General features: G+C 68.4%; 24 protein-coding genes. 11 read left to right on the top strand and 13 right to left on the bottom strand.

Features of this window, described 5'->3' with window-relative positions:
• Nucleotides 1-169 precede the first annotated feature (169 nt).
• Nucleotides 170-925 (top strand): class I SAM-dependent methyltransferase, encoded by a 756-nt coding sequence (locus C563_RS0104315; RefSeq protein ID WP_018760806.1) that lies wholly within the window; start codon nucleotides 170-172, stop codon nucleotides 923-925.
• On the opposite strand, the gene C563_RS0104310 is transcribed toward C563_RS0104315, so the two are convergent.
• Both C563_RS0104310 and C563_RS0104305 read right to left on the bottom strand, forming a co-directional pair.
• The gene (locus C563_RS0104310) at nucleotides 922-2328 is read right to left on the bottom strand and encodes an MFS transporter (RefSeq protein WP_018760805.1); all 1407 of its coding nucleotides are present in this window, start codon (nucleotides 2326-2328) and stop codon (nucleotides 922-924) included. The genes C563_RS0104315 and C563_RS0104310 overlap by 4 nt on opposite strands.
• Complete coding sequence (locus C563_RS0104305; protein WP_026264362.1) at nucleotides 2328-3683, bottom strand: MFS transporter; 1356 nt, start codon at nucleotides 3681-3683, stop codon at nucleotides 2328-2330. The genes C563_RS0104310 and C563_RS0104305 overlap by 1 nt, the downstream gene beginning before the upstream one ends.
• Before the next feature lie 87 nt (nucleotides 3684-3770).
• On the opposite strand from C563_RS0104305, the gene trmB reads away from it, so the two are divergent.
• A complete protein-coding gene (gene trmB / locus C563_RS0104300) occupies nucleotides 3771-4694 on the top strand; it encodes a tRNA (guanosine(46)-N7)-methyltransferase TrmB (protein WP_018760803.1) in 924 nt (307 codons plus the stop codon).
• 45 nt (nucleotides 4695-4739) lie between these two features.
• Here the strand turns inward: trmB and C563_RS0104295 are convergent, their stop codons facing one another.
• Complete coding sequence (locus tag C563_RS0104295) at nucleotides 4740-5186, bottom strand: hypothetical protein (protein WP_018760802.1); 447 nt, start codon at nucleotides 5184-5186, stop codon at nucleotides 4740-4742.
• Between the two features lie 4 nt (nucleotides 5187-5190).
• The gene (locus C563_RS0104290) at nucleotides 5191-6771 is read right to left on the bottom strand and encodes a hypothetical protein (protein WP_018760801.1); all 1581 of its coding nucleotides are present in this window, start codon (nucleotides 6769-6771) and stop codon (nucleotides 5191-5193) included.
• A gap of 253 nt (nucleotides 6772-7024) precedes the next feature.
• Between C563_RS0104290 and C563_RS0104285 the strand changes: the two genes are divergently transcribed.
• Entirely contained in the window at nucleotides 7025-7843 is an 819-nt protein-coding gene (locus C563_RS0104285) for a DUF1206 domain-containing protein (RefSeq protein ID WP_018760800.1), read from the top strand.
• Between the two features lie 29 nt (nucleotides 7844-7872).
• Nucleotides 7873-8376, top strand: coding sequence for an SRPBCC family protein (locus C563_RS0104280; protein ID WP_018760799.1), 504 nt, complete (start codon nucleotides 7873-7875; stop codon nucleotides 8374-8376).
• On the opposite strand, the gene C563_RS0104275 is transcribed toward C563_RS0104280, so the two are convergent.
• A complete protein-coding gene (locus C563_RS0104275; RefSeq protein ID WP_018760798.1) occupies nucleotides 8363-9019 on the bottom strand; it encodes an anti-sigma factor family protein in 657 nt (218 codons plus the stop codon). The genes C563_RS0104280 and C563_RS0104275 overlap by 14 nt on opposite strands.
• Complete coding sequence (locus tag C563_RS0104270; protein ID WP_018760797.1) at nucleotides 9016-9516, bottom strand: sigma-70 family RNA polymerase sigma factor; 501 nt, start codon at nucleotides 9514-9516, stop codon at nucleotides 9016-9018. Before C563_RS0104270 ends, C563_RS0104275 begins: the two co-directional genes overlap by 4 nt.
• 190 nt (nucleotides 9517-9706) lie before the next feature.
• Here C563_RS0104270 and C563_RS0104265 point away from each other — a divergent pair, with 190 nt between their 5' ends.
• Nucleotides 9707-10255 (top strand): COG4315 family predicted lipoprotein, encoded by a 549-nt coding sequence (locus tag C563_RS0104265; RefSeq protein WP_018760796.1) that lies wholly within the window; start codon nucleotides 9707-9709, stop codon nucleotides 10253-10255.
• 23 nt (nucleotides 10256-10278) lie between these two features.
• Here the strand turns inward: C563_RS0104265 and C563_RS0104260 are convergent, their stop codons facing one another.
• From C563_RS0104260 to C563_RS0104245, 4 genes are all read right to left on the bottom strand, one after another.
• Nucleotides 10279-11040 carry a hypothetical protein gene (locus C563_RS0104260; protein ID WP_018760795.1) on the bottom strand — a complete coding sequence of 254 codons (762 nt, stop codon included), beginning with the start codon at nucleotides 11038-11040 and terminating at the stop codon, nucleotides 10279-10281.
• Nucleotides 11033-11611 carry an RNA polymerase sigma factor gene (locus C563_RS0104255; protein WP_018760794.1) on the bottom strand — a complete coding sequence of 193 codons (579 nt, stop codon included), beginning with the start codon at nucleotides 11609-11611 and terminating at the stop codon, nucleotides 11033-11035. The genes C563_RS0104260 and C563_RS0104255 overlap by 8 nt, the downstream gene beginning before the upstream one ends.
• Before the next feature lie 168 nt (nucleotides 11612-11779).
• Nucleotides 11780-12472 (bottom strand): hypothetical protein, encoded by a 693-nt coding sequence (locus C563_RS0104250; protein ID WP_018760793.1) that lies wholly within the window; start codon nucleotides 12470-12472, stop codon nucleotides 11780-11782.
• A 160-nt stretch (nucleotides 12473-12632) separates the two neighbouring features.
• Nucleotides 12633-13478 carry a DMP19 family protein gene (locus tag C563_RS0104245; protein ID WP_018760792.1) on the bottom strand — a complete coding sequence of 282 codons (846 nt, stop codon included), beginning with the start codon at nucleotides 13476-13478 and terminating at the stop codon, nucleotides 12633-12635.
• A gap of 220 nt (nucleotides 13479-13698) precedes the next feature.
• On the opposite strand from C563_RS0104245, the gene C563_RS0104240 reads away from it, so the two are divergent.
• Together C563_RS0104240 and C563_RS0104235 are read left to right on the top strand one after the other, a co-directional pair.
• Complete coding sequence (locus tag C563_RS0104240; RefSeq protein WP_026264359.1) at nucleotides 13699-17166, top strand: DEAD/DEAH box helicase; 3468 nt, start codon at nucleotides 13699-13701, stop codon at nucleotides 17164-17166.
• Between the two features lie 47 nt (nucleotides 17167-17213).
• Complete coding sequence (locus C563_RS0104235) at nucleotides 17214-18242, top strand: family 43 glycosylhydrolase (RefSeq protein WP_155845096.1); 1029 nt, start codon at nucleotides 17214-17216, stop codon at nucleotides 18240-18242.
• 151 nt (nucleotides 18243-18393) lie between these two features.
• Here C563_RS0104235 and C563_RS0104230 read toward each other — a convergent pair whose 3' ends face one another.
• Nucleotides 18394-19686: an ammonium transporter gene (locus C563_RS0104230; RefSeq protein WP_018760789.1), complete on the bottom strand. Its 1293-nt coding sequence runs from the start codon at nucleotides 19684-19686 to the stop codon at nucleotides 18394-18396.
• A 413-nt stretch (nucleotides 19687-20099) separates the two neighbouring features.
• Between C563_RS0104230 and C563_RS0104225 the strand changes: the two genes are divergently transcribed.
• The 4 genes from C563_RS0104225 to C563_RS0104210 all read left to right on the top strand — a co-directional run bounded on the left by C563_RS0104225 (nucleotide 20100) and on the right by C563_RS0104210 (nucleotide 23659).
• Nucleotides 20100-21098, top strand: a complete 999-nt coding sequence (locus C563_RS0104225) for a LacI family DNA-binding transcriptional regulator (protein WP_043423748.1) — start codon at nucleotides 20100-20102, stop codon at nucleotides 21096-21098.
• 141 nt (nucleotides 21099-21239) lie between these two features.
• Complete coding sequence (locus tag C563_RS0104220; protein ID WP_018760787.1) at nucleotides 21240-22376, top strand: Gfo/Idh/MocA family protein; 1137 nt, start codon at nucleotides 21240-21242, stop codon at nucleotides 22374-22376.
• Entirely contained in the window at nucleotides 22373-23131 is a 759-nt protein-coding gene (locus C563_RS0104215; protein ID WP_018760786.1) for a ThuA domain-containing protein, read from the top strand. The genes C563_RS0104220 and C563_RS0104215 overlap by 4 nt, the downstream gene beginning before the upstream one ends.
• Before the next feature lie 153 nt (nucleotides 23132-23284).
• Entirely contained in the window at nucleotides 23285-23659 is a 375-nt protein-coding gene (locus C563_RS0104210) for a cupin domain-containing protein (RefSeq protein WP_018760785.1), read from the top strand.
• Between the two features lie 68 nt (nucleotides 23660-23727).
• Here C563_RS0104210 and C563_RS0104205 read toward each other — a convergent pair whose 3' ends face one another.
• A complete protein-coding gene (locus C563_RS0104205; RefSeq protein ID WP_231369838.1) occupies nucleotides 23728-24213 on the bottom strand; it encodes a hypothetical protein in 486 nt (161 codons plus the stop codon).
• Nucleotides 24200-26152, bottom strand: a complete 1953-nt coding sequence (locus C563_RS0104200; RefSeq protein WP_018760783.1) for a primary-amine oxidase — start codon at nucleotides 26150-26152, stop codon at nucleotides 24200-24202. The genes C563_RS0104205 and C563_RS0104200 overlap by 14 nt, the downstream gene beginning before the upstream one ends.
• Nucleotides 26153-26270 lie beyond the last annotated feature (118 nt).

The following is a 26270-nucleotide window of genomic DNA, read 5'->3' as shown; positions in this document are numbered from 1 at the left end:
ATCGACGCAGGATGTGCCTCTCACATGAAGAAAGCCCACTCCCTGGAAGGAACTCCAGATCCGGAGCAGGCGGCATCACTGCACATCAAGTTCCTCCAGTCTAGCATCCCGAGACCGGGCGGCCGTCCGCGGCGTTGCCAACGGGGTCATGGCGGGGCAGTGTTGGAGCATGAGTGAACACCCGGGGCAGGGCCAGGACACGCACCAGGAGGAAGCGCACCGGCCGCACGCGCAGGACGCCGGCGGGGCGCCGGAAGCGGGCAGCGGCGTCGACCCCGGGGCGGTTTGGGACGAGCGGTACCGGAGCAAAGCCCGGCTCTGGAGCGGAAAGCCGAACCCCCAACTGGTCCATGAGGCCGGCGGACTGCGCCCCGGCAAGGCACTGGAACTCGGGTGCGGCGAGGGCGCCGACGCCATCTGGCTTGCCCGGCAAGGCTGGTCCGTCACCGCCGTCGATGTTTCCGCCGTGGCGCTGGAACGGGCCCACTCGCACGAACTGGCCGAGCTGGCGCGCGAAAGCGTGAACACATCCAGCGGGGACATCCGCAGCCGGATCACGTGGCAGCAAGCGGACCTCACGACGTGGCTGCCCGAGGGTTCCTACGACCTCGTGACGTCACAGTTCCTGCACTCCCGGGAACTCGACTGGCGGGTCCCGCTGCGCGCAGCCGCCGCTGCCGTCAAACCAGGCGGGACCCTGCTGGTGGTGGGCCACCACCCGGACCGGCTGCCGCCATGGGGCAACGACCACCACCAGCACCTGGACATGTTCTACACCGGAGACCAGCTGGTCCGTGAACTGGCCCTGGGCGGCCCCGGCTGGCAGCTGGAGGTCCTCACCAGCCGGGCGCGTCCTGTCACCGGGCCGGACGGGCAGGAGGCGACCATTGCCGACGTCGTCCTGCGCGCCACCCGCCTTCCCTAGCCCGCCGCACCTTGCCTGCCGGTGACCCGCGGCGCCACCAGCACCGCGGCCAGCCCGAGGGCCGCGGTGAAGGCGAAGACGCCGGCAAAGGACTGGACCGCCGTGGTAAATGCCGCGAAGACTATCCCGGTGGCGGCGAGTGAAAGAGCCCCGCCCAGCGAGTCGGCGATTGACATGGCGGAGCTGTTGAAGCCCTCGTTGTCCTTGCTGGACAGTGCCAGTGTCATCACGCTCAGCCGGGGGTAGAGCAGGCCCATCCCGCCGCCGGCCAGCACCCACCCGGCGATGGCGACGGCGGCGGGCCAGTGCAGTCCCGCCGCGGCCAGGGCCAGGAGGATGGCAGCGAGCACCATCAACGAGCCCACCCGCACAGCCCTCCGGTGCTCCAGCCGCGGGCCCATGCGGCCCTGGACCGCCGCGGCACCGGCCCACGCCAGCGCTCCGCCGGTGAGGGTGACGCCCGCCAAGGTGGGCGGGAAGCCGAACTGGTCGATCAGCAGGTAGGGAAGGTAGACCTCCGCCCCGAAGAAGGCCGCCGAGGCGAGGCCGCGGGACAGGATCACGCTGGGCAGTCCCCGCCGTGCCCTAAGGGTCCCGGCGGGCACCAGCGGCCGGACCGCTGCCAGGGCAAGGACGACGGCGGCAACGGCCAGGAGTGCCTTGGCGGGCGGGAAGGCGGGGATGCTGAGGCCGGCGGAGAGGTTGAGCCCCAGGACGGCAAGGGCTGCCAGCGCCGCCCAGCCGAGCCGGGCCGGAGCCCACGGCGGGAGGTTTCCTTCCGCTCCGCCGGCTGGTTCCGGCGGGTCCAGTCCGCGCAGGACCGGCACGATCATCGCGAGCGCCGGAATGACCAGCCCCACCACGCCCAGGAACACCCAGTGCCAGCTGAAGACCTGCGCCACCACACCGGCCGCGACGGGCCCCACGAGTGAGGGCACCACCCAGGCGGCCGAAAACGCCGCGAAAATCCGGGGATGCAGGGTGCCCGGGTAGAACCGCGCCACCAGGACGTAGAGGGCCACGGTGAGGGCGCCCCCGCCGAAGCCCTGGACCAGGCGGCCCGAGACCAGCATGGGCATGGAAACCGAGGTGCCCGCGACCAGCAGGCCGGCCCCGAACAGCGCTACGGAGGCATACAGCGGCAGGGCGGGCCCGCGCCTGTCGGACCAGTTGCCGGCGCCCACCATGCCGATGACACCGGTGGCCAGGGGCCCTGCGAAGGCCAGCGCATAGAGGTTTCCGCCGTTCAGTTCCCTGCTGACCAGCGGCATGATGGTGGTTACGGCGAGGGATTCGAAGGCGGCCAGGAACACCAGGGCGCAGGTGCCCACTGTCACCCAGAAATACGGTGGCCGGAAGATTCCGGTGGCATGGTGGACGGCCGGAAGCGTGGGGTCCTGCATTACGTTTCCTCGCCCACATACCGGTTTCGGCCGGAGCGGTAGCCGAAGACGGCCGCGAGCAGGCCCACCACCGTGAACAGGACGCCGGCGGGAACGAAGGACCCGGTGGCCTGGTGGAGTTGACCCACCAGGAGCGTTCCGGTGGAACCCACCCCGTAGCCAACGCCCTGCATCATGCCCGACAGGTGCGCGGCGGTGTGCCCGTCCCGGGTCCGGAGCATGATCAGGGTCAGCGCACAGGCGGTCAGGCTTCCCTGGCCCAGGCCCAGCAGCCCCGCCCAGACCCAGACCAGATCCAGCGGGCCCACAATGCTCAGCACGAACCCGCTCCCGGTCATCAACGCCACCACGGTATTGATGGCCCGCTGGTCGCGGAACCGCGCGGCCAGCGCAGGGGCGAACAGGGACCCCAGCATCTGCAGCACGATGCACACGGCAACGATCAATCCAGCCGTGGCCCCGTCAACGCCTCTTTCCCGGAGGATGGGCGCCAGCCACGCAAAACCGCTGAAGGACATCATGGCCTGCAGCACCATGAAGATGGTCACCTGCCAGGCGACGGAGGAGCGCCACACGTTGACGCCGTCCCTGACCACCTGGTGCCGGACCGTCCCCTGCCGCACGGCAACGGGCAGGAACAGCAGGAGCACGACAGCGGCCGGCACCGCCCAGACCCACAGCGCCTTGGTCCACTCCCCCGTCGCCGTGTAGACCGGGTAGGTGAACCCGGCCCCGAGCGCCGCGGACGCGCAGATGGCGGTGGTGTACAGGCCGCCCATGAGGCCCAGGCGGTGCGGGAAGTCCCGCTTCACCAGGCCCGGCAGGAGCACGTTGCACAACGCGATCGCCACACCGCACGCCGCCGTGCCGGCCAGGAGCGCAGGCAAATGCCCGGCCCCACCCATCCCAGCCCCGGCGTCCACAGGCCGCAACAACAAGCCCGCCGTCAGCAAGGCCATGGCCCCCAACAGCACCCGCTCAGCACCAAACCGGCGCGCCAAAACCGGGGCCACCGGGGCAAAGACACCCAGCAACGTCACCGGAACCGTGGTTAACACCACCACGGACCAGCCAGGCAGCCCCGCCTGCGCGGTCACCTCCGGCAACACAGCAGACAGGCTGGAAAAGACACTCCGCAGGTTCAAGCCGATCAGCACCAGGCACACACCCAGATAAGCCAAGTCGCGGCGGCCGCCCACACGGGTGGGCCCGGGCGCGGGAAGTTCGTCAACCTCCGCGTCCACCAAAGTACCCGGATCCACCAGGCTGCTGCCCGTCCTGGGACGTCTTTGGCTTTCTTCGGAGACAGCCCCTCGCCGTTGCTTCCTTGCGTCGGCATTCGTTGCGTCCGTCATCCGCCCATTCTTGCAGGAGCGCGCTGCGCCGGGCTGCCCGAATGATGCCCTGACCGCCGTTCCCTTCGCGGCGCTATTCTGGAAGGGATGAGCGAATCCCCTGAAAACCCCCAGCAGCCGCATGTCCCCAGGCCTGTCACGCCCGGAACCCAAGCCTCCTTCGGTACCTACGGCGGCCGGCCGGTCAGTTTCGTGCGCCGCGGCACCCGGTTGCAGGGCCGCCGCCAGGCCGCCTGGGCCGAGCATGCGGAGCGGTGGGCCGTGGACGTTCCCCGGCACGTGGCCAACACCTCGGTCCACCCCGACTACACCTTCGACGCAGCAGCCGAGTTTGGCCGCGAGGCCCCGCTGGTCGTCGAGATCGGGTCCGGACTGGGCGATGCCATCTGCCACGCGGCAGAACAGAACCCGGACACGAACTTCCTGGCCGTCGAGGTCTACACGCCCGGGCTCGCCAACACCATCATCAAGATCAACAGCCGCGGCCTGACCAACGTCCGCGTGGTGGAGGCCAACGCCCCGGAGGTTTTGGCCACCATGCTTCCCGCAAGCTCCGTCAGCGAACTGTGGGTCTTCTTCCCGGACCCGTGGCACAAGTCGCGGCACCACAAGCGCCGCCTCATCCAGCCAGAGTTCGCCGCCCTGGCGGCAAAGGCGTTAAAACCAGGCGGCCTGTTCCGGATCGCCACCGACTGGTCCAACTACGCCATCCACGTCCGGGACGTCATGGCCGGCTCGGCGGACTTCGAAAACCTGCACACCGGCGAGCGCCGCGGACCTGAAAGCCCGCTCACCCAGGTGTGGCAGTCCGGCGTCGAATCACTGGTGGGCGGTGCACCGGTCAGGGAAGGACGGGCGCCCGTAAGCACCGGGCACACCGGTCCCAATGAAGGCGTGGACGAAACCGGCGGCTGGGCGCCACGGTTCGAAGGCAGGATCCGGACCAGCTTCGAGGCGAAGGCCCACGAGGCCGGCCGGCTGATCTTCGATCTTTGCTACCGCCGCCGCTGACACGCCGAACGGCAAGGCCCTCCCGGCTGCTGCAGCGCGGGCGCGTTATCCCACGTTAATGGCGGCCACGATCTCCTTGAGCATGTCCAGCCGGGGCTCCGCCTCAGCGTTCAGGTACGGCCAGATGACCACCACGCCGATGAACCGGCCGCTCTCCCACACGCCTACCGTGGCTGCCACCTTGGCCGCCCCTTCGGCGTCGTCATAACCCACCACCACGCCATACGCGGACTTGCCGGGGAGGTTCAGCTCGCCCTCGGCCAGCAGGGTGCCGCCGCGCTCCTCGCGGTAGAAGTCGGACATCAGGTGGGCCCAGCCGTTGGCCTGCGGCGCATCCTGGACGGAGGTGTCGTCCTTGATCACGGTGACCAGGACGCCGCCCAGCAGGCCGTACTGCTCGCTGTTGGGCCCGGCGGTGGAGTCGTCCAGGACCTGGGTGTGCTCGGGGAAGTCTGCGGTGAAGCCCAGCGGGGATTCGATGTGCACTGACATGGTTTCAGAGCCTCTCGAGCTTGGTGTCGTTGGGGACTTTATAGTACGTGGAGACGTTGGTGGTGGCCTGGTTCTCGGTCTTCACTTCCACCTCGCCGAGCTTCACGTCGAACCCCGCCTCGTTGGTGGCGGTGACCACGGAGTTCACCTGGACGGTGGCGGAGCCGGCCTCGTACAACCTGGCGGCGTCCCGGGCAGCACCGGCCTCATTGCCGAGGGCAACGTTGCGAAGGTAGCTGTCGATGACGGGCCGGTTTTCCGGGGAGTAATCCACGTTGATCTTGACCGTTCCCTGGGTACCCGCGGTCACGGTCGAGTCGAACTTGGCGGCCTTCCCGTCCACGCCTTCGGTGACGCCCTGGGCCACGGTCCCGTCCATGGAGACGGACACCGAATCGATGTTGTTGCCCTTGTCCATATTGACCTGCAGGCCCCCCTTGCCGGAGGCCTCGAAGACACGGCCGTCCAGGTTGAGCTTGCCCTGTGCCGAGACCTCGCCGCTGGCCGTTGACGTTCCGTCCGTCAGGTTGCGCTCGTACGCGAGGTCGAGCTTCGCCGAGCCGGACGCCGGGCCGGATTCGCCCGAGGCCTCCAGCGAGAACGTTCCCTTGGCCTTGTCCGTCTGGCCGGTGGAGCCGTTGTCGTGGGCGGCATCGTTGATGGTGTCCAGGATGTAGCCGGGCGGGTTTCCGGCCACGTCCTTGATATCGCCGATGCTGTCCGGCGGCAGGTCCTTGTACATTTGCTCACGGGCCGCCATGGCTTCCTCCACGCTGGCGAACGTGTACTCACGGGATACTTCCCCGGTCAGGGTGGCTCCTGCCGTGCCGGTGGTGTCGTTCACGCCCAGGCCCATGTTTCCGTACACCTTCATGGTGGCGGAACCGTCGGCGTTCTCCACCACTTCGGTGCCCACTTCGGCGCCGCCGTGGACCCAGGCCACCCGGGCCTCGATGGAGGCCTTGCCCGTCTCCGAGTAGATCGGGATATCCGCCTTGGCAAGCTCCTGGAGGTGCTGCTTGGCCAACTGCTGGGCTGCGGCCGGGATGCCGCCGTCCATGCGCATCAGGTCCTCGGCGAAGGGCCCGTCACTGCCTTCGCCTTCTATCAGGTATTTGCGGTCTGCCGCTGACAGGCTGTCCCACCACTTGGCCTGCTCTTCCGGGCTGGCGTTGACCATGCGCTCCAGCCCGGCTTCGAGTTCCTGGCGGTGCTCGGCTGCCGCCCTGGCCGCCTCGGCCTTCTCCTTCAGCCACTCCCGGGCCTGGGCGGCCAGCGAGGTCAGCCGGTCCCAGGTGCTGGTCCCGGAACCGCCGGAACCCACGGTGGAGGCTTTTTCCTGCTCGTCGGCCTGCCGCATCAGGACCTTTGAGTTCTCCCGCAGGCTGGCCACCACCTTGTCCAGGCTGGGCCGGTGGCTTCCGCTCCACTCCTGGCGGAAGCGCTCACCGTCCCGTCCCTTCCACGGAGCGGACTGGATCTGGCTGTGCAGGGTGCCGGCCCGGCTGCTCAAAAGAGACGCCGCCTGGTCCGCTGCCTTGGCCAGAGCCCGCAACTGGCTGACGTCAGCGCCGTAAAAAGTCATGGTTTCCCCCGGAAAGTGTGCAGTGCGTGTGAATCGCTGGTCCTTATGGTTGCACAGGTGGCCGGGCCCGGCGATGGGGATCCCTCCCCATCCCCGTACTCGGGAGCAACGGCTGGGCCGTGCGGCGGCCGGCGGACGCTTGCGGGGCCGGCTGTTCCGGACCGGGCCGGCGTGGCACGATTGCCCTTGTAAGAAGGGCACGCACACCAGCGCACCACCGCGCTTGGCCAAAGGAACGACGATCAAAAAAGAATTGCAGCAGGCCGTTGACAAGGCCGAAGACGTCACGAATTCGCGTGTCCTGGAAATTCTTGCCCGGCTGGGTTTCGCGGTCAGCGGCATCCTGCACCTGCTGGTGGGGGCGATTGCCATCCGGCTCGCCGTGGGCGGTACCGGCAGCGCCGATTTCAGTGGGGCCGTGGCCGAGTTGGCCACCATGCCCGTTGGCCCCTTCCTGCTGTGGGGCAGCTTCGCCGCGTGCGCCGCCCTGTCGTTGTGGCAGACCAGCGATGCGATCTTCGACTTCAACCACCAGCCCACCAAGACCAAAGCGAAGAACAAGGCCAAAGCCGTCCTGCAGGCCATCGTCTACGCCGTGCTGGCCCTGACGTTGTGGCACTTCGTCACCGGCACCGGCTCCGGCGGCGACAACCGCAAGGCCACCAGCGACTTCACCGTTTCCATGATGGTGGCGCCCGGCGGTGTGGCGTTGCTGGTGCTGATCGGCGTGGCGGTGGCGGTCACGGGCGTGGTGTACGGCATCAGGGGACCCAAGAAGTCCTTCCAGAAACAGCTGCGGATGCCCGCTCCCGGCCCGGCCAGGACGGCGGTCACCGCGTTGGGTGTGACCGGCTACCTGGCGAAGGGAACGGTGCTGCTGCTCGCCGGCCTGCTGATCGTCGTGGCCACCGTGAAACAGCACCCGGAGGACTCCACGGGCCTCGATGGTGGCCTGCGCGCCCTCCGCGACCAGCCTCTGGGTCCGTACCTCCTCGCCGCGGTGGGGGCGGGCCTGATTTGCTACGGCGCGTACATGGTAATGCGCGCCCGGATGGCAAAAATGAGCAAGTAAACGGCGGTGCGGGTGGCTAGGGTTGGGGCATGCCCCAGGTACGAGCCGAACGTTTCATCCGCATCGACCCGGATACTGCCTTTGCCTTCTCCCAAACCACCGGGACCTTCCGGCTGAAGTGGGATCCCTTCATTTCCGCGCAGGGGTTCCTGGACGGCGCCCGGGCTCCCGGAAAAGGCGTCCGGACCCGCACAAGGTCGCGGCTGGGCCTGTCCATGGTCAGCCAGTATGTCTCGTTCGCGCCGCCGCGCAGCGTCGGGATGACCATGGTGTCCGGTCCGTGGTTCTTCGATAATTTCGGCGGCGGCTGGCGCTTCACCGCGGACGACGGCGGCACACGGGCGGTCTGGAAGTACACCTTTTCCTGCCGGCCGGCCGTCCTCCGGGCAGCAATGGAGCGGATCGGCAGCCGGCTGCTCGGGTACGAGATCGAACGGCGGATCGAGGCTTTCGCCCGCGCCTGCGAGGACGAGGCGCTGGTGGCAGAGTTCCGGGCGATGAACGCCGGGCAGGGTGGGCCTACGGAACCGTAATCACCGCCACCGCGTGCTGGGCGCCGTCGCGCAGTTCCACGCTGGAGATGCTGGCCAGCTGGATGGGCGTTGCCCCGGTGACCTTGACCTTCCCCGTGGGGGTGGCCGACCAGGCGCAGGCACGGTCCTCGCCCCCGGCGCGGTCGCGGACCCACAGCGAAAGCGTCCCGTCCGCGGGCAAGCTGCTGCCGCTCACGGCGAGCTCGGTCCCCCAGGCTTTGCGCGCCATGTCGATGTGGACCTGCAGCCCGTCCCCGGAAGCCACGGAGTAAGTGGCATCCGGCTGCGGCGGCCTGACCAGCAAGGGCCCCACCGCAAGGCCCACTGCCAGGCACGCGGCCGCAACGGCGCCCGCCAAAGCCACCCACCGCCGTCGTACATTCCGACGCCGGCGGGACAGTTCCTCGAAAAGGCGGGCGGGAACGTTGCTTCCGGCATCCTCGCGCCCACCGGGTACCGCGGTGAGCGCCAGGGCGTCAGGGACGGGAAGGGCGTCCAGGAGCACAGGCACCTTTTCCAGCGATGCCAGCTCCTTGCGGCAGGCAGCGCAGTCCTGGAGGTGGCTTTCGAAGACGGCGACATCCTGGGGATCGAGCCCGCCCAGGACGTAGGCGCCGAGCAGGTGGTGCGGGTTGGCGCTCACCGTTCCACCCCCATCTCGTCCAGGATGGTGCGCAGGGCCCGGAGCCCGTAGTACGCGCGGGACTTGACCGTGCCGCTGGGGATATTGAGCTGGGCGGCCGCCTCGTTGACCGTGAACCGGCGGTAGTGCAGGGCCACCAGGACCTCACGGTGTTCCTTGCTCAGCCTCAACAGCGCTTCCTCCATCAACACCCGGTTAAGCATGTCGTCGACGCGTCCCACCACCTCGACGGGATCTGCGAGGCCGCTTCCGAGGGCCTCAGCCGGCCGGCGTTGGCTCCGGCGATAGTTGTCGATCATGACGTTCCTGGCTGTGCGGTACAGGTAGCTGCGGAAGCTGCCGTTGATGTCCGGGGCGTGCTGCCAGACGCGGAGCACAGTTTCCTGGACCACGTCCTCCGCCAGCTGCGGATCCCGGATTGCGCTGAGCACGAAGCGGCGCAGGGCGCTGCCGTGTTCGCGGTAGATTGCCTCCACCACGCCGTCATCGAGCGGCATCCCACCCTCCCGTCACCTGGCTTGTCGCCGAAACCCTGCGCTTCCGGCTGTTACGACGCCCGCGGGGCGGAAAAGGTTCAATCGCGCGCATCGTGTGAACCATTCTTCACCCGAAGGCGTCGTAGGGGTTAGCGTCCGGTGATCCGACGCCGGGCCCTACCAAGGAAAGAACCAGCCAAGGGAGCACACCATGAAGCACCATCTCGGGCCGGGCCTCGCCATCCTGGCCCTCGCCGCAGCCCTCAGCGGCTGCGGCAGCAGCTCCGGCACCGCGCCGGCTGCCACCAGCCCGGCAACAGGCACCGCGGCTTCCGCGTCCTCCGCCTCCTCGCCTTCGTCCTCCGCATCATCCTCGCCGGCCGGGGCCGCCGTCGAGCTAAAGACGGCGTCCTCCTCAGCCGCGGGCAGCATTGTGGTGGACGGAAAGGGAATGAGCCTCTACCTCTTCACGAAGGACACCAAGGATTCCGGCACCAGCGCGTGCACCGGCTCCTGCGCCGTCCAGTGGCCGCCGCTGACCACCACATCCGGGACGCCCACCGCGGAGGGGGTCACCGGCAAGCTGGGGACCATCACGGGCGCGGACGGAAAGAAGCAGGTGACCTTGAACGGCATGCCCCTGTACTACTTCGCCAAGGACACCAAACCCGGAGACACCCTCGGCCAGGGCGTCGGCGGCGTGTGGTTCCTGTCCGATCCGTCAGGTGCCATGGCCAAGGCGGCGGGGCAGGCCTACTGATTGGCCTTCGACGGCAGTCCGGCTTACTTCAGGGGAACGTCTGTGGCTTTGCCGGGAAGCGGGACCCCGGTGGGGACGGGGACGGGGAGTTTCGGTGCCTGCTCCAGGCCCTTCCTGACGTCCCCGGGGACCTCCGTGGGCAGTGACGGCTCCGCCGGCACCCCGGCCGGCTTCGGGGCCGGGGACGCGGACGATCCGTGGCTGGGGGTGCTGCCCGGCCGCGAGGCAGCCGACGACGACGCCCCGCCGGCGGGTGCCGGAGCGGTTGCAGGTGCCGCTGGAACGGCCTCCGGGCTGGCGGCCGCGGGCCGGGTCGGCGCGGGGCCAGGCACCGGCACTTCCCCGCCCTTGGTGCCAGCGGGTGCGGCGGTGGAACCGGTCACGAAGGAGGTGACTGCCTGGTTCAGCTGGCTGAACGAATCACGGAATCCCTGGTCGGAGGCGGCGGCGACCGCGCCGCCGGCCGCGAGGGACGCGGCAACGGAGAGCGTGGTGAGCGTAATACGGCGCTTGGCCCTGCGGCGGGCGGCCAGTTCATCTGCCGGTTTGGCCGCAGGAAGCGCCGCCGTTGCCGGGGCCACGGCGTGAAGCACGGTGGTGGCCGGGGCGGCGGTTGCCGCGCCGGCCATCAGGGCGGCGATTCCGGCTGAAGGCTCCGGGGTCCCGGCTGCCAGCGAACGCAGGTCGAGCAGGGCGTCACGGAGCTGGCCGTCGTCGTCGAGGCCTGCCTCCAGCAGGAGTTCGTCAACCACCCCGTCGTTGCGGGGTCCTGCGGTGTCACTCATGATTCGCCTGGTTTCTCTTGAGCGTTTGGGCCTTAAGGTTCTGCAGGGCGCGGCGCTGGAGCTGCTTGATGGCTCCGGCGCTCTTGCCCATGATGGCGGCCACCTGTTCGATGGACAGGTCAGCCACGACGCGAAGGGCCAGGACCTCCTGGTGTTCTTCGCTGAGTCCTTCCAGCATGGCGGCGGCTCCGCCGGTCAGTTCAACGGCGTGGTCCTCCGCGGACGGGGTTGTCCGGCCGTCGTGCTGGGGGTCGTACGGTGTCAGCTGGGGGCGCCGCTCCAGCCGGCGGTAGTAGTCCACCATGCGGGCGTGGGCGATGGAAAAGAGCAGCGACTTGGCGCCCTGCAGCCCGCCGGTGAGGTTGCCGATCCTGGGATAGAACGCCATGAAGACGTCCTGGGTGACGGCTTCGGGGTCATCAAGTCCGCGTGCTTTGAGGTAGCCCTGCACCGGCCCCGCAAAGGTTCTGTAGGCAGCAGCGAACAACGCGGCCGGATCCGTTCCGGCTGCGTTGTCGAATATGTCGGACTCTTCTTGGGCCAAAGTGTCTAGCACCAGCGGCTCCTCCATCCCGGGATCCGGTTCGCGGCTTTCCCGGTTTGCGGTATGGACTGCCAGTTTCCGTGGTCTTCCGGCTGCCTTGTTGCGGGTGGTTCAGGGGTGCTGTCCCCAGGCATGCGCACCCCGCCCGGGTGCCCGGACTGCGGCCGCAGCCGCAGTCCAGACTAGCCAACTGCCTTAGCGGACCGAAACTGAAGGGGCGTGGGCGGTGTTGCCACCCACTGCCGGAACGGCCGGAACGGCGGGCACGGTGGTGTTGCCTTCGGCGCCCGGAACGGCAGGGACGGCGGGCACGGACGGAACCGCGGGCTTTTCGGCCTCAACCGAGGCTGAACCCTTGGCTGCGGCAGCAGCCTTGGCGGCAACGTCGGCCTTGGCCACGACGTCAGCGCAGTAGCTCTTGATGTTCGCGTCACCCTTGGCGGCGATGGACAGCGAGGAGAACGCCGTCGAGGACGCGTTCAGTCCGCCATTGGCGAAGGCGGTGCAGAGGCCCAGGGCAGCCGGACCGGCAGCGTCTACAGCGGTCTTGGCGTCGGCGGAGGCGGTGGTGGTGGCGGAGACCTTTTCGTCTCCGGCCGCAGCGGTGCCGGTGGCCTTGGCGCCGGCGTCCGCGGAAGCGTCAGCGGTCTTCAGGGCGTCGGAAACGGCGGCGGTGGCGGTGGGCGCCGGGGTGGCCTGGCCGTTGGCCGCGGCGTCGGCGCCGAGCTTGGGGGCCGGTGCGCCGAAGACTTCATGGGCCGTCTGCTGGGCCTGGGTGGGCAGGACGCCCGAGATGGCGGCGGCGCCGGTTCCGCCAACGGCCAGGGTTCCTGCAGCCAGGACTCCGGCGGCGACTTTGCTGGTGGCGAGCACGGTGAACACAGACATTTAACTTCTCCAAACCTAGACAACACGTCCTATTGGGCCCGGCGGGCGGACCCATCACTGACTACATCGCCGGGGACGTGGCGGAGGTTACGGGTGTCTGCTTTTTTATTTCCGGCCTCCCCGGGTGGCCGCGCCGGGAACGGAGCGGCCACCCGCGCTGCTAGGCCTCCACCAGGTCTGCGTCCTCGAATTCCACGGCGGCCACGATCTCCTGGGTCTCGGGATTGATCATGAAAGCCTCGTCCTCCTCTTCCACCATGAGGAAGTCGCCGTTGTCGGTGCTGAAGTGCCACGCCAGGGTCTTTTCGCCGTCGTGAATGTAGTTGGGGTCGCCCATGGTGATCTTCGTGAGCTCGACGCCGGCAATGTCGCACAGTTCGCGGATGACCACTTCGAAGTCCGGCGCGTCCTCGAGGGCTTCGGCATCGGCTTGGGCGCGGCGTTCCGGCAGGTCCGGGATGTGCGCAACCAGGCCCTGGATGTATGGCCCCACCTCCTCGTCGTCGAGCACCACGAGGTCTGCCTGGCGGCGGAGCCAGCCGGCGTTGAGCGCCGTGATGTTCTCTTGCTCCAGCAGCTCCTCGAATTCGCCGTCCAGCTCCTCCATCCGGAGGACGGCGTCGGGGACATCGCCGCTGTCATCGACGCTGCCGTCGAGGTAGAGCTCCGTTTCCTCCCCGGACAGCGCGTCGTAGCATTCGACGGCGCGGTTGAACAGTTCCAGGTGCGCGGTGGCCCCCATGCCCGCCATGCCCTCGCGGATGAGCGTGTCCGTCGCGGTGCGGTCGAGCGCCAGGAAGGCGTATTGCGCGAAGCCGCCTTCCAGCGCCTGCGTCAGGTAGAAATCGACGTAGTAGCTGCGGACAGCCACCGGCGCCATTTCCTCGGTGCGGAGCAGGGCCGTATGCATGGCGTCGATGACGGTGACGTTGGCCTGGACCGCTTCCTCATCGCTCGCTTCAATGCTGCTGCTGGTCAGGACGACGGGCTGGGGCGTGGTGATCATGGAATTCCTCGCTGCTGGGGTGGTGGTGCTCCGGACGCTGTTCACGCTACGGGGGCCAGTTCACGGCAGCATTGAGGAGGAAGTGAACGTCAAGCGAAGTTTTCGAGGCGGCCCAAGAAAGAGCGCGGGACATGGGCCTGCTGCCGGGAGAACTAAGATGGATCAGATAACCACCCACCGGACCCGGCTCCGCCGTGGCCTGCCGAAAGTAGCGCGCACCATGCCATCCCAACCGGACGAAAGTGCGGCACTGGCAATACAGACACCCGCCATCAACGACCGTTCCCTCGCGGCCGGGCTGGCGTATGCCATGGCCAGCAGGGTTTCGGGCATGTCGTTCGACGCCGGTACCGGGCTCATGCTGGGCAAGGTCCGGGGCGGCGCGGAAGTTCCGTATTCCACTACCGCCAAGCTGGTCCGCAAGGCGGGCGGCTGGAGCTGCACCGTTGGCGTCTGCAGCTGCCCCGTGCGCAAGGACTGCAAGCATGTGGCTGCCTTGCTCTTCGCGGCGGAGGACAACCCGGCCATCCGGATGCAGCTGTTGGCCCCGTCCACGGCCACGCAGGTCTCCCGCGCCCCCTCCGCGGCCCTCTCGGACTGGGAGCAGGCCCTCAGCCCGCTGATTTCCCAGCCCGGCGCCGCGCCTTCGACCAGCGGTGTTCCCCTGGCGCTGCAGTTCGAGGTTGAAGAGCCGCCGCCGCATTTCTCCTACACCGGCCGCCGCGACCCGGTGCGCGGCGTGCGCCAGCTCAAAGTCCGGCCCGTCATCATGGGGGCCAAGGGCAAGTGGATCCGCGGGGACGTTTCGTGGAACACGCTGAGCTACCTGAACTTCCGGCGCGAATCGAACCACGCGCACGTGGAATGGATGCAGGAGTTCCTGGCCGGGCACTCGCCGTCCGCCAGCCGGATGCACAATTCTTCCGGCCTGTGGCTGGGCCTGAACTCCTATGCCGGGAAGAACCTGTGGGGCCTGCTTTCCGATGCCCGCAAGATCGGGCTGGCCCTGGTCCACTCGCGCGGCGCTGAGCCGGTCCGGGTCGCGGAGGACCCCGCCGCCGTCGGGCTTTCCCTGAGCAGGTTCGGGGCGCCGGCGGATCCCGGCGGCTCCGGAAATCCAGTGTCCGACGCCGGGCTGGAGTTGTCGCCCACCATCACCGTGGCGGGGGAAGAGGTTGATCCGGCAGCGGTAGGCACCATCGGCCGGCCCGCGCACGGCCTCTTTTTCACCTCCGGTGAGGCCGCACTGCCGGGCGTCCCGGATCCGGACGGCGCCATAACGCTGGCGCCGCTGGAGAACGGGCTGAGCGAAGAGCTCCTGGCATTCGTCACGGCCGGCAGCACCCTCCACATTCCCGCCAAGGATGAATCGCGGTTCCTCACGGGTTTCTACCCCAAACTCAAGCAGGCTGCCCGGGTCACGGCGCGGGACGAGTCCGTGGAGCTCCCCGAGCTGGCCGTCCCCACCCTGTCCCTGCTGGCCAATTACGGGGCGGACCACCGGGTGCGGCTGCACTGGGAGTGGCACTACCGCACCGGAAAACTGGTCACGGCGCAGCCCCTGTGGCGGCACCCCGGCGATCAGGGTTACCGGGACGACACCGCCGAGTCCCGCATCCTGGAAGGAATCGGCCAACCTTGGGACACCGTGGCCGCCCTGGGCGAGTCCGCCACGGGCGGCTGGGGCACTCCGCGCCTGGCGGCGTCGGTGGAACTCAAGGGCCTGGATACGCTGGCGTTCACCGAAGAGCTGCTGCCCAGGCTGCGGGAAGCCCCGGACGTGGACGTGGAAACCGTGGGCGAGATCGCCGACTACCGCGAAGCGGAGGAGGCACCGGTGGTGTCGATCTCCACCAAGGCCACCGAACAGCGGGACTGGTTCGACCTCGGCATCCAGATCTCCCTGGAAGGCCAGCCCGTCTCCTTCGCAGCCGTGTTCTCCGCGCTCGCCTCCGGACAGACCAAGATGCTGCTGCCCAGCGGCGCCTACTTCTCGCTCGACCTGCCGGAACTGCACCAGCTGCGGGCACTGATCGAGGAAGCCCGTTCGCTGCAGGACAACAAGGATGCGCCGCTGCAGATCAGCCGCTTCCAGGCAGGGCTCTGGGACGAACTGGCGCAGCTGGGCATCGTGGACCAGCAGGCCGCCGCCTGGCGCTCGGCCGTGGGCGGGCTCCTGGAGGGCGGGGTGGACGGTTTGCCGCTGCCGGCGTCCCTGAACGCCGAGCTGCGCCCCTACCAGCTGGAAGGCTACAACTGGCTCAGCTTCCTGTACAAGCACGGGCTGGGAGGCGTCCTGGCCGACGATATGGGCTTGGGCAAGACCGTGCAGGCGCTGGCACTGATGTGCGCTGCCAAGGACCATGGGCTTGCGTCCGGGGAGCAGCCGTCCGGAGACCGGCACGACGGCGGAGCTGCCGCCGGCCCTGGAACCCAACCCGCCGGCGTCGCGCCCTTCCTGGTGGTGGCACCCACCAGCGTGGTGGGCAACTGGGCGCTCGAAGCCGCCCGCTTCGCGCCCGGCCTGACCGTGCGCACGGTGGGCGAGACGTTCGGGAAGAGCGGCCAGGACGTGGCCGAGGCCCTGGGCGGGGCCGACGTCGTCATCACCTCCTACGCCTTGTTCCGCATCGACTACGAGGCCTACGCCTCCCGGTCCTGGGCAGGGCTGGTCCTGGACGAGGCGCAGTTCGTGAAGAACCACCAGTCCAAGGCCTACCAGTGCGCCCGGAAGCTGCCGGCGGTCTTCAAGCTGGCCATCACCGGCACCCCGCTGGAGAACAACCTGATGGAGTTCTGGGCGTTGACGTCCATCGTGGCGCCCGGCCTGTTCTCCAGCCCCAAGCGCTTCGCGGAGTACTACCAGAAGCCGGTGGAAAAGAACGGCGACAAAGCGCAGCTGGAGAAGCTCCGGCGGCGGGTCCGGCCGCTGATGATGCGGCGCACCAAGGACCAGGTGATCAAGGACCTGCCGCCCAAGCAGGAACAGATCCTGGAAGTGGTGCTGAACCCGAGGCACCAGAAGGTCTACCAGACGCACCTGCAGCGCGAGCGGCAGAAGATCCTGGGGCTGATCGAGGACGTCAACAAGAACAGGTTCACCATCTTCCAGTCGCTGACGCTGCTGCGGCAGCTCAGCCTGGACGTCTCACTGGTGGATCCTGCCTTGTCCGCGGTGCGGTCCTCGAAGCTGGATGTCCTCTTCGAGCAGCTCGAGGACCTCGTGGCAGAGGGGCACAGGGCCCTGATCTTCAGCCAGTTCACCGGATTCCTGGGCAAGGTCCGGGAGCGGCTGGACGAGGAAGGGATCGAGTACTGCTACCTCGATGGCGGCACCCGGAACCGCGCCGACGTGGTCAGCGAATTCAAGAACGGCAGCGCGCCGGTGTTCCTGATTTCGCTCAAGGCCGGCGGATTCGGGCTCAACCTCACCGAGGCCGACTACGTCTTCCTCCTCGATCCCTGGTGGAACCCTGCCTCGGAGGCGCAGGCCGTGGACCGGACCCACCGGATCGGGCAGGCGCGGAACGTGATGGTGTACCGGCTGGTGGCCAAGGACACCATCGAGGAGAAGGTCATGGCGCTGAAGACCCGGAAGTCCCAGCTGTTCGCCGACGTCATGGAGGGCGATGCCCTGGCCGGCGGCGCCATCACGGCGGAGGACCTGGCGGGGTTGTTCAAGGAGTAGCACCCGGTTTTGACGCATATGATGGACTCCACCACAAAACTACAACGTTGGAGAAGACTGTGCACCAGCAGCCGGCCGCCCAGGAAACCGTTGCCCTGACAGCACCGCCCCTGCGCGCGGACGCCTTCACCCTCCCGTACCGGGATCCGGTATGGGATGGACCCACGGACCCCATCCTCGTGGCCGACCACCTCAACGGTGAGTGGGTCCTCCTCTACACCCAGCGGCGCGCCACAGCGCCCGGGCTGACAGGCGTCGAGTGGGTTCATGGGACCGGCATCGGCGCTGCGAGGTCGTCCGACGGCGGCGCCACCTGGCGCTACCAGGGCACCGTTGAGGGACTCATCCCGCCCGGAACGGAACCACCGGCAACCCTCTGGGCTCCCGACGTCGTCCGCATCGGCAAACGGTGGATCATGTACCTGACGGTGCTGGGCGGGCGGCGGACGGACTGGAGCGGGAAAGCTGAAATCGTGCAGTTCGCCAGCCATGACCTGGCGAAGTGGGAGTACCTGGGCGCTGTGGACCTGGATTCACCGCGGGTCATTGACGCCGCCGTCGCCGGGTGCGGGGACGGCCGGTACCGGCTTTGGTACAAGGACGAAACCCGCGGCTCCAATACCTTCAGCGCGGTCAGCGACACCCCGGATGATCCGTCGTCGTGGGTCCTTGAAGGGGTGGCCATCCCGGGGCGGCCGCACGAAGGCCCCAAGGTCTTCGTGCTGGGCGGCTGGTACTGGATGATCGTGGACGAATGGCGCGGCCAGGCGGTGTACCGCTCGGTGGACGGCACCGGAAACTGGACCCGGCAGGAGCACCTGGGCGGGCTGATCCTCACGGCGCCGGAGTCCTGGGACGGACGGCCCGTCGTCGGACGCCACGCGGATGTGGTGCCGCTTGGCGGGGACCCGGGCGACGGCGGCGCGGAGCGGGCGCTGCTGGTCTACTTCACGCATCCCTGCTGGGACGGTGAGGACATCGGCACCATGTCGCCGGACCCGCGGACGCGCCTCAGCCACGTCCGTGCCGCGGTGCTCGAAGTGCGCGGCGGCATCCTGGCCTGCACGGAACAGTAGGCACGCCGAAGGGCCAAACCCTGGAACTATAAGCCGGCGGTTGCCGGCACCGGTCCAAGGTTTGGCCCTGACTCGTGCGCTGGGACCCGCGACGCGGAAGCGTCCACCGGGCGCCGCCCCCAGCAGGCGGGCGCCCGGCGCGTTGCGGCGGTTACACCCGCTGCGGCGAGCCCAGTTCCACCGGGTCCTCATCCGTAAGGTAGGCGAGCTCGGAGTGGGCTGCGAGGTCGATGCCGCGCAATTCGTCCTCGGGCTTGATGCGCAGGCCCCCCATGGCCTTGTCCAGGATCTTGGCCAGGAGCCAGGTGATCCCGAAGGAGTAGGCCAGGACGCTGACGGTCGCGATCGCCTGGACGCCGAGCAGGTCGAAGCCGCCGCCGTAGAACAGGCCGCTGACGCCGTTCGGGGCCTTGTCGGTGGCGAAAAGGCCGATCAGCAGGGTGCCCAGGATGCCGCCGACCAGGTGGACGCCCACGACGTCGAGCGAATCGTCGAAGCCGAGGCGGAACTTCCATTCGATGGCCAGCGAGCAGACGGCCCCGGCGATGGCGCCGATGGCCAGGGCGCCCAGCGGGCTGACGGCGCCACAGGCCGGGGTGATGGCCACCAGCGCGGCGATCAGGCCCGAGGCGGCGCCCATGCTGGTGGCGGCGCCGTGGCGGACCCGCTCCACGAGGGCCCAGGCAAGCAGGCCGGCGGAGGCGGCGACGGCGGTGTTGAGGAAGACGACGGCCGCGGACTGGCCGGCGGCGAGCGCGGAGCCTGCGTTGAAGCCGAACCAGCCCACCCACAGCAGGCCTGCGCCCACCAGGACCAAGGGGCGGCTGTGCGGCTTCGTGTGTTCCATTTTCGGCCAGCCGGAGCTCTTGCCCAGGACCAGGGCCAGGGCCAGGGCGGCAGCGCCGGCGTTCATGTGCACCGCGGTGCCGCCGGCGAAGTCGATGGCCTTGATCCCGTTGGCGATCCAGCCGCCCACCGTGCTGCCGTCCGCAGAGTCGAACGCGAACACCCAGTGCGCGATGGGGAAGTAGACCACAGTGGCCCAAATGCCGGCGAACACCATCCAGGCGCCGAACTTCATCCGCCCGGCGGCGGCTCCGGCAACCAGTGCGGTGGTGACGCAGGCGAAGAACAGCTGGAACGCTGCGAACAGGATGACGGGGATGGACGCGGAGTCATCCTTGGCCAGCAGCTGCCCCATGCCGGGGAATTCGGTGACGTCACCGATCAGGCCCAGGCCGCCCACGGAGTTGCCGAAGGCCATCGAGTAGCCGAACAGGGCCCAGAGGACGGCCACCAGGCTGGCGCCGCCGAAGCACATCATCATCATGTTGAGAATGCGGCGCGACCCCACCATGCCCCCGTAAAACAGGGCCAGGGCGGGGATCATCATGCACACCAGCGCCGAGCTGGCCAAAATCCAAGCGACATTTCCCGAATCCATGGGAAACCCCTTTCGTGATGCGAAGAGAGAACGGTCGTTTGCCGTCAGAGCCGCTCTGCGGAGGGACGTGGCCGGAGAAACCACGTTCAGCGGGTGGGGCGGCTGTTGCCGTCTGATTCCAACTGTATGGCGGCAATTCCCGGGTGGGTTTCCGGTGTGTTAAATGGTGATTTCAGGCATCCACTCCCCCGTTTCAGGCGCCACGCCACGCGCAGGAGGCACGCGCGCGTCACGGCAGGCACGCTTTTGCGGGAACGTCCGACGGCGGAGGCCGGGTTTGCGCCGGACACGGCACCGCGGCGGGACGAAAGCGTGCTCCGCGTGACGCCGGGCACGCTGCCGGCGGCCGGCTGGCGGCTAAGCTGAAAAACACCCAAACACGGCAGGACCCGGCCCCGGAAGGACACACTGGAATGGCTCGAGCGACCGTGCAGGACGTCGCCAAAACGGCGGGAGTATCCGTGGGCACGGTCTCCCGCGTCCTCAACGGCAGTCCCGCGGTGAGCGCCTCCAGCCGTGAGAAGGTGGCCGGGGCGATCCGGGAGCTCAACTACCGGCCGCTCGCCTCCGCCCGGGACCTGCGCCGCGACCGGACCATGCGCATCCTGGCCCTCGCCAAGAACCTTGAGTCCCCGGTCATCAGCGAAGCCTTCCGCGGGGTGGGCGATGCCGCGGCACGGTCCGGCTACGTGAGCCTGATTGCCCCAACCGCCGGAAGCCCGGATCGCGAACAGCAATTGGTGGACATGCTCCGGAACGGGTCCGTGGACGGGCTGGTCCTGTTTTCGCCCACCATGCCCGACGACGATGTGGAAGCCCTTGCAACCCAGCTGAGCGTGGTCCAGTTGTGCGAGGTGGCGGAGTCGGAAGCAGCCTTCGGCGTCTCGATCGATGACCGGCAGGCCGCCCGCGACATCACCCGGCACCTCATCGGGACCGGCGCCCGGCGGCTTGCCATGATCGGCAACCGGGCGGCCCGGTCCGGGCGGCTGCGCGAACAGGGGTTCCGCGAAGCGCTGTCCGAGGCAGGCCTGGAGGCGGCACAGAGCCTCTTTGCCGCCGGGGACTTCGACTTCCACGCCGGCCGTCGGCTCACCCGCGAACTCCTCGCCGCGGACAACCTTCCCGACGCCGTATTCTGTGGCAGCGACACGGTGGCGGCCGGTTGCGTCCGGGAAATCACCGACGCCGGCCTCCGGGTTCCGGAGGACGTGGCGGTTGCCGGCTTCGACGATTCCATCCAGGCGGAGATGTGCGTTCCGGAACTGACCACCATCCGGCAGCCCGCCTATGAGATGGGCCGTGTGGCGTTTGGGGCACTCCTGGAACGGATGACGGAGCCGGGGGTGCACCGCCGCGGCCGGATGTTCCTCCCGCACGAACTGGTCATCAGGGACTCCACGAAGAACTGAGAGGGGGTTGACGTCCCCGCGCTCTTGCTGACAAGCTTTTGGAATCGATTCCAAACGCCCCTTGGGTTCGTTGCGAACCGTTTTGGAATCGATTCCACAAACCCAGTCCAGCACCAGCCCGGCACCGAAAAGGAAGCACCCTTGAACTACCAGCAAAGCCCCGGCCCGAAGCCCCCGGAACCAGGAAAGGCCCCGGCCAAGGAGCTCCGCGTCGGCGTCGTCGGCATCGGCTGGGCCGGCCAGCAGCACCTGAAGGCCTACAGCGACCTGGAGGGCATCCGCATCGTCTCGCTGGCAGGAATGGAGCAGGAACTCCGGACGGACCTGCAAGCCGAATACGCCATTCCCAACGGTTTCGCCGACTGGCAGGACATGCTGGACCACGGCGGCCTGGACGCCGTGAGCGTGGCCGTTCCCACCTTCCTGCACGCCCCCATTGCCATCGCGGCCCTGGAGCGGGGAATCCATGTGCTGAGCGAAAAGCCGATCGCCCGCAACGCCGTGGAGGGCCAGGCCATGGTGGATGCTGCCCGCAAGGCCGGACGGGTCCTGGATGTGGCGTTCAACCACCGCCGCCGCGGCGACATCAAGGCCCTCAAGGACGTCATCGACGCCGGCGGCCTGGGCCGCCCCTACTACGCCAAGGCCTCCTGGCTCCGCCGCTCCGGCATCCCCACCCTGGGCAGCTGGTTCACCAACCCCGAGCTCGCAGGCGGCGGACCGCTGGCAGATATCGGCGTCCACGCACTGGATTACGCCCTGCACCTGCTCGGAGAACCGAAGGTGGTGGCCGTCTCTGCCGCCACCCACTCGGAGCTGGGCCCGCAGGGACGGGGCGGCGGCAGCAGGTACTCGGCCCAGGCCACGAGCCACGCCTTCGAAGTGGAGGACTTCGCCTCTGCGTTCCTCCGCCTTGAGGGCGGCGGAACGCTGCTGATCGAGGCCGGCTGGGCAACATACCGGGAAACGGACGATCTCCTCGACTTCACCGTCTACGGCACGGACGGCGGCGCCGAACTGAAGGTGCACGGGGCTCCGTTCCCGCCCGTGGGCCAGCTCCGGGTGTTCACGGACAAGGACGGCGAGTCAGCCGACTACGTGCCGCCGGTGCTGCCCGGCCGCGCCCACGACGCCGTGGTGGAAGACTTCGTGACAGCAGTCCGCGACGGGGAAGCGGCCTGGGCCGAGCATGACGGCTCCTTGGCGCTCTACCGGGCACAGATCATCGACGCCTGCTACCAGTCGGCACTCGAGCAGAGGGAGGTCAGGCTCAAATGAACGGAAAACTGAGGATCCGGGTCTGGAATGAGGGCGTCCACGAGGCCAACAACGAGCCCGCCCATATCGGCGATATCTACCCGGATGGTATCCACGGCGCCATCGCCGCGGGGCTCCGGCCCTACTACCCGGACGCGGACATTACGACGGCGGTGCTCGCCAGCAACGACGACCACGGCCTGGACGAGGAGGTGCTCGCGGAAACGGACGTCCTGCTCTGGTGGGGCCACATCGCCCACCACGAGGTGAGTGACGCCGTCGTCGAACGCGTCCACCGGCAGGTGCTCGGTGGGATGGGACTGATCGTGCTCCATTCGGGGCACTTCGCGAAAATCTTCACCAGGCTGCTGGGCACCAGCTGCTCCCTCGCCTGGCGGAACGACGGCCAGCGCGAGCTGGTGTGGACGGTGAAGCCGTCGCATCCCATCGCGGAAGGCGTGGAGAGCCCCATCGTCATCCCCGAGCAGGAAATGTACGGCGAACTGTTCGACATCCCGGACCCCGACGACCTGATCTTCATCAGTTCCTTCGCCGGCGGCGAAGTGTTCCGTTCCGGCGTCACGTTCACCCGGGGCAAGGGCAGGATCTTCTACTTCAGCCCCGGCGACCAGGAGTACCCCGTGTACCACCATCCGCAGGTCCAGCGGGTGCTCGCCAACGGCGTGAGGTGGGCGGCGCAGCCAGGGCTGGACCGCTCGGCCCCTGCGGTGACCAACCCGGCCCGGGAATGGTTCGAATGGGCCGCCCGGCATTGACATCGCCAGCGCCGGAGAGCAGATTGAAATCGTTGCGACGCAAGGTCCGGCGGGTTCCTGACGGGCACTTCCCGCCCCGCCGGACCGTCATTCCCTGAGCGGCTCAGCGCCCGTGGGCGAATTTCATAACCACTCCCTTTCGAGGAGCCAGAAATGCCTGCAATAACGGTCAAGGACCTTGAAACCAAGTCCTTCAACGACGCCGACGAAAAGCGCCGTCCGCCCAAGACCCAGGTGGACGTAGTCAACATTGGCGGCGCCACCCTGGGCCGGCTTACCTTCGAGCCCGGCTGGCGCTGGTCCGAAACGGTCAAAACCGTGGTCCACACGGACAGCTGCCAAAACAACCACCTTGGCTTCTGCACCGCCGGGACCCTGACCGTCCAGCTGGACGACGGCACCCGCACCACCATCCACGCGGGGGACGCCTACTCCATTCCGGCCGGCCACGACGCCTGGGTGGAAAACGACGAGACGTTCGTTGGTTATGAAGTCATGAGCGCGGCCGAGTACGCCAAGCCCGCCTGACAACCGGACAAGCGCCAGGCCGCGCGCCGCCACCTTTCGCGGCACGCGGCCTGGCGTTTCTGCGCCGCCTACCGCCGGCGCAGCCTCGCCACCAACGCGGCGGCCACCAGGGCGGTGGCCAGTTCCAGGCCAATGACCAGCAGCAGCCGGGCGCTGCCGCCGGACTCAGCACCAGCGGACGACGACGGCACTGCGCCGTGCGCGTGGCCGGCACCGCCGGCTCCCAGCAGGAGGCCCGCATGGACGGCGGCCATGGCCACGGCGGCCGCGGTGACCCGGTGGAGTGCGGCCACCCCGCCGTGCCGCCAGATATGGACGGCACAGGGCACGCAGACCGCGGCAAGGGCCAGCATGAGGGCGCTAAGCCAGGCACCGTGGGTGCCTGTGGCGGCCAGCCAGACGTGCATGGCGCAGGAAACGGCGGTGACCACGGCCGCGAGCCGAGGGTGGACCACCGGACCGCCGGCACGGGCCCGGGCCGCCGCCGTCGTCCTTCCTGCTGCTGCCCAGCCTGCTGCCGGCGCCGGGGCAGGGGCGGCGCTAGTGGCAGCCACCGCTGCCGCCCTCGGTGTGGCAGGACGCGGCTTGCCGGTTCGGGTTGGCCGGGACATCCAGCACCGGACTGCGGTCGAAGAAACCTTCCGGCCGGAGCTTGAAGCCCACGGTGTCCACGGGCATGATGGGCCAGTCCTCCACCCGGGGGAAGTGGGTGAGGCCGAAGGTATGCCAGACCACGATGTCCTGGCCGTCGATGTCGCGGTCCTGCGCCACGTAGGCGGGCAGGCCCGCGCCGCCGGCGTGCTGGTTGACGAAGTCGCCCGTCGGGTAGCGTTCCCCGTCTGCGTGGCGGGTGACCCAGAGATCCTTGGTGGCGAAGGCTGCGCGGCGGGCGATCGAGGAGTCCGGATCGGCCAGGAGCGTGGGCTGGTTGTGCGGGTGGAGCTTGTAGCCCACGGGCTCACCCAGCCGGTTGCGGGATTCGGGATTGGAAATGATCCAGGTGCGGCCGGCGCGGGCGTCGGCCTCGCGGACGGCCTCGGATTCCCGCGCCAGCACGGTGCGCTTGCGGGAGAAGGCGTTGCCGCGCTCGTTGCCCGGCCCCATGGCCTGCCGGACCACGTCTTCCTCCTCCACCCGGTTGGTGAAGCCGTCGATCGCCATGTCCAGCCGGGCGCTGAAGAGGTGCTGGTGGAACGGGGCGCCCAGGCCCGGGGCCAGCTGGGAGATGTTGTCCGAGCCGCCCGCCGGGAACGCGGACGTGAAAACGACGCCGGTGGCCTTGGCTTCGAACTCGATGGTGCCGTCCAGGTAGAGGTACCAGTAGAAGCCGTAGTCGTAGTTGCCGATAGTGGTGAAGAAGGAGATCACCAGGCGGCGGTTGCGGCGGGTGTAGGTGACGCCGCTCCAGAGGTCCGAGTGCTTGGCGAGGATGCCCCAGTCTTCCTCGTGCATGCAGATGCCGTTGCGGATTTCGCGCGGGTTGCCGAACGCGTCGGAGATGACGGGGCTGAGGTAGGTGATCTCGCCGAGGCAGTCGCAGCCCAGTTCCAGGGAGTTGGCGTACTGGCCCACCAGGTATTCGCCGGTGTCGAAGTAGTTCTGCCATGACCGGACCGGCGACGGGTCGCCGTAGGGAACCACCATCTCGGCAATGGACGCCCGGTTGATGATGGGCCGCTTCCGGCCGCCGTCCCGGAAGGCGAGATTGTGCAGGACAACCCCTTCGCGGACATCGAAGCCAACGTCCACGCTCCACTTTTCCCACTCCACGTGGTTTCCGCCGGCGACAGTGAAGCTGGGGCCCTCGGGCTGGGTGATGCTGATGGGCTTTTGGGTGGTCCGCAGCGGGCCGGTCAACTCCGGGTCGGTGTAGTTGCCGTGCTCGGCCGGGACGGGCATCACGCCGAGGTCGACCACCTGGGTGACCTCCTTGCTGACCACATCCACATAGGCCACCAGGCCGTCAACGGGGTGCGCCCAAGCACTGTCCTCCGGGAACTCCTGCACGAATGCCAGCCCGCGGAGGATCCGGCGGCCCTTCTCTTCGGCGTATTCGAAGACCCCGGCGGACAGCGGGGCCACCCGGACCTTCCCGACATCCAGCCCGCGGTCCGCGAGCGCTTTGAGCCACCGTTCGTCCGTGGCCAGCAGCGCCTCCACCACCTCGAACTCCTCCTCGAGGACCGGAAGCTCGCCGGTCACCGCGGTGTCCAGTTCGACGGCGGAGAGCACCTCGTGCCGGGTGGTGGAGACCACGACATCGCGCGGCGCAGCGCCTGAGACATCGTGGATGAAGACGCGGAAGCGTCGGTCGGCCGGCGCTGGATCGGTGCCGCGCGAAGGATCCAGCTGGCCCAGGTAGGCGATCCTGTGCTGCGGGCCGAGGTGGCCTTCCGACTGCAGGATGGAGCGCACGTCCAGGATTTCCTGCGCCGTGGCCAGCCGGTAGGCCGACGCAGAGGCTGATGCAGTGTCGGTGGGTGCAAGCGTCATGGAGTAAACCTTCGTCCGGGCCGTCGCCGGCCATTGGGTTTATTTTCTATAGTTGTAGAGAATAAACGTCCGTAACATGGCTCACAAGAGGTTGGGCAAAGAAATTTCCAGGGAGTGG

It is taken from the genome of Arthrobacter sp. 135MFCol5.1 (genome assembly GCF_000374865.1).
GTDB lineage: Bacteria > Actinomycetota > Actinomycetes > Actinomycetales > Micrococcaceae > Arthrobacter.
Note: the sequence above shows the minus strand (reverse complement) of the source record. Positions and strands in the feature narration are given on the sequence as shown.

Excerpts from the sequence above, each read along its gene's own strand:
- C563_RS0104310 (WP_018760805.1), bottom strand. The coding sequence starts at position 2,328 with ATGCAGGACCCCACGCTTCCGGCCGTCCACCATGCCACCGGAATCTTC.
- C563_RS0104295 (WP_018760802.1), bottom strand. The coding sequence starts at position 5,186 with ATGTCAGTGCACATCGAATCCCCGCTGGGCTTCACCGCAGACTTCCCC.
- C563_RS0104290 (WP_018760801.1), bottom strand. The coding sequence starts at position 6,771 with ATGACTTTTTACGGCGCTGACGTCAGCCAGTTGCGGGCTCTGGCCAAG.
- C563_RS0104250 (WP_018760793.1), bottom strand. The coding sequence starts at position 12,472 with ATGTCTGTGTTCACCGTGCTCGCCACCAGCAAAGTCGCCGCCGGAGTC.
- C563_RS0104200 (WP_018760783.1), bottom strand. The coding sequence starts at position 26,152 with ATGACGCTTGCACCCACCGACACTGCATCAGCCTCTGCGTCGGCCTAC.
- C563_RS0104280 (WP_018760799.1), top strand. The coding sequence starts at position 7,873 with ATGCCCCAGGTACGAGCCGAACGTTTCATCCGCATCGACCCGGATACT.
- C563_RS0104265 (WP_018760796.1), top strand. The coding sequence starts at position 9,707 with ATGAAGCACCATCTCGGGCCGGGCCTCGCCATCCTGGCCCTCGCCGCA.
- C563_RS0104240 (WP_026264359.1), top strand. The coding sequence starts at position 13,699 with ATGCCATCCCAACCGGACGAAAGTGCGGCACTGGCAATACAGACACCC.
- trmB (WP_018760803.1), top strand. The coding sequence starts at position 3,771 with ATGAGCGAATCCCCTGAAAACCCCCAGCAGCCGCATGTCCCCAGGCCT.
- C563_RS0104260 (WP_018760795.1), bottom strand. The coding sequence starts at position 11,040 with ATGAGTGACACCGCAGGACCCCGCAACGACGGGGTGGTTGACGAACTC.
- C563_RS0104305 (WP_026264362.1), bottom strand. The coding sequence starts at position 3,683 with ATGACGGACGCAACGAATGCCGACGCAAGGAAGCAACGGCGAGGGGCT.
- C563_RS0104270 (WP_018760797.1), bottom strand. The coding sequence starts at position 9,516 with ATGCCGCTCGATGACGGCGTGGTGGAGGCAATCTACCGCGAACACGGC.
- C563_RS0104210 (WP_018760785.1), top strand. The coding sequence starts at position 23,285 with ATGCCTGCAATAACGGTCAAGGACCTTGAAACCAAGTCCTTCAACGAC.
- C563_RS0104245 (WP_018760792.1), bottom strand. The coding sequence starts at position 13,478 with ATGATCACCACGCCCCAGCCCGTCGTCCTGACCAGCAGCAGCATTGAA.
- C563_RS0104230 (WP_018760789.1), bottom strand. The coding sequence starts at position 19,686 with ATGGATTCGGGAAATGTCGCTTGGATTTTGGCCAGCTCGGCGCTGGTG.
- C563_RS0104215 (WP_018760786.1), top strand. The coding sequence starts at position 22,373 with ATGAACGGAAAACTGAGGATCCGGGTCTGGAATGAGGGCGTCCACGAG.
- C563_RS0104315 (WP_018760806.1), top strand. The coding sequence starts at position 170 with ATGAGTGAACACCCGGGGCAGGGCCAGGACACGCACCAGGAGGAAGCG.
- C563_RS0104255 (WP_018760794.1), bottom strand. The coding sequence starts at position 11,611 with ATGGAGGAGCCGCTGGTGCTAGACACTTTGGCCCAAGAAGAGTCCGAC.
- C563_RS0104225 (WP_043423748.1), top strand. The coding sequence starts at position 20,100 with ATGGCTCGAGCGACCGTGCAGGACGTCGCCAAAACGGCGGGAGTATCC.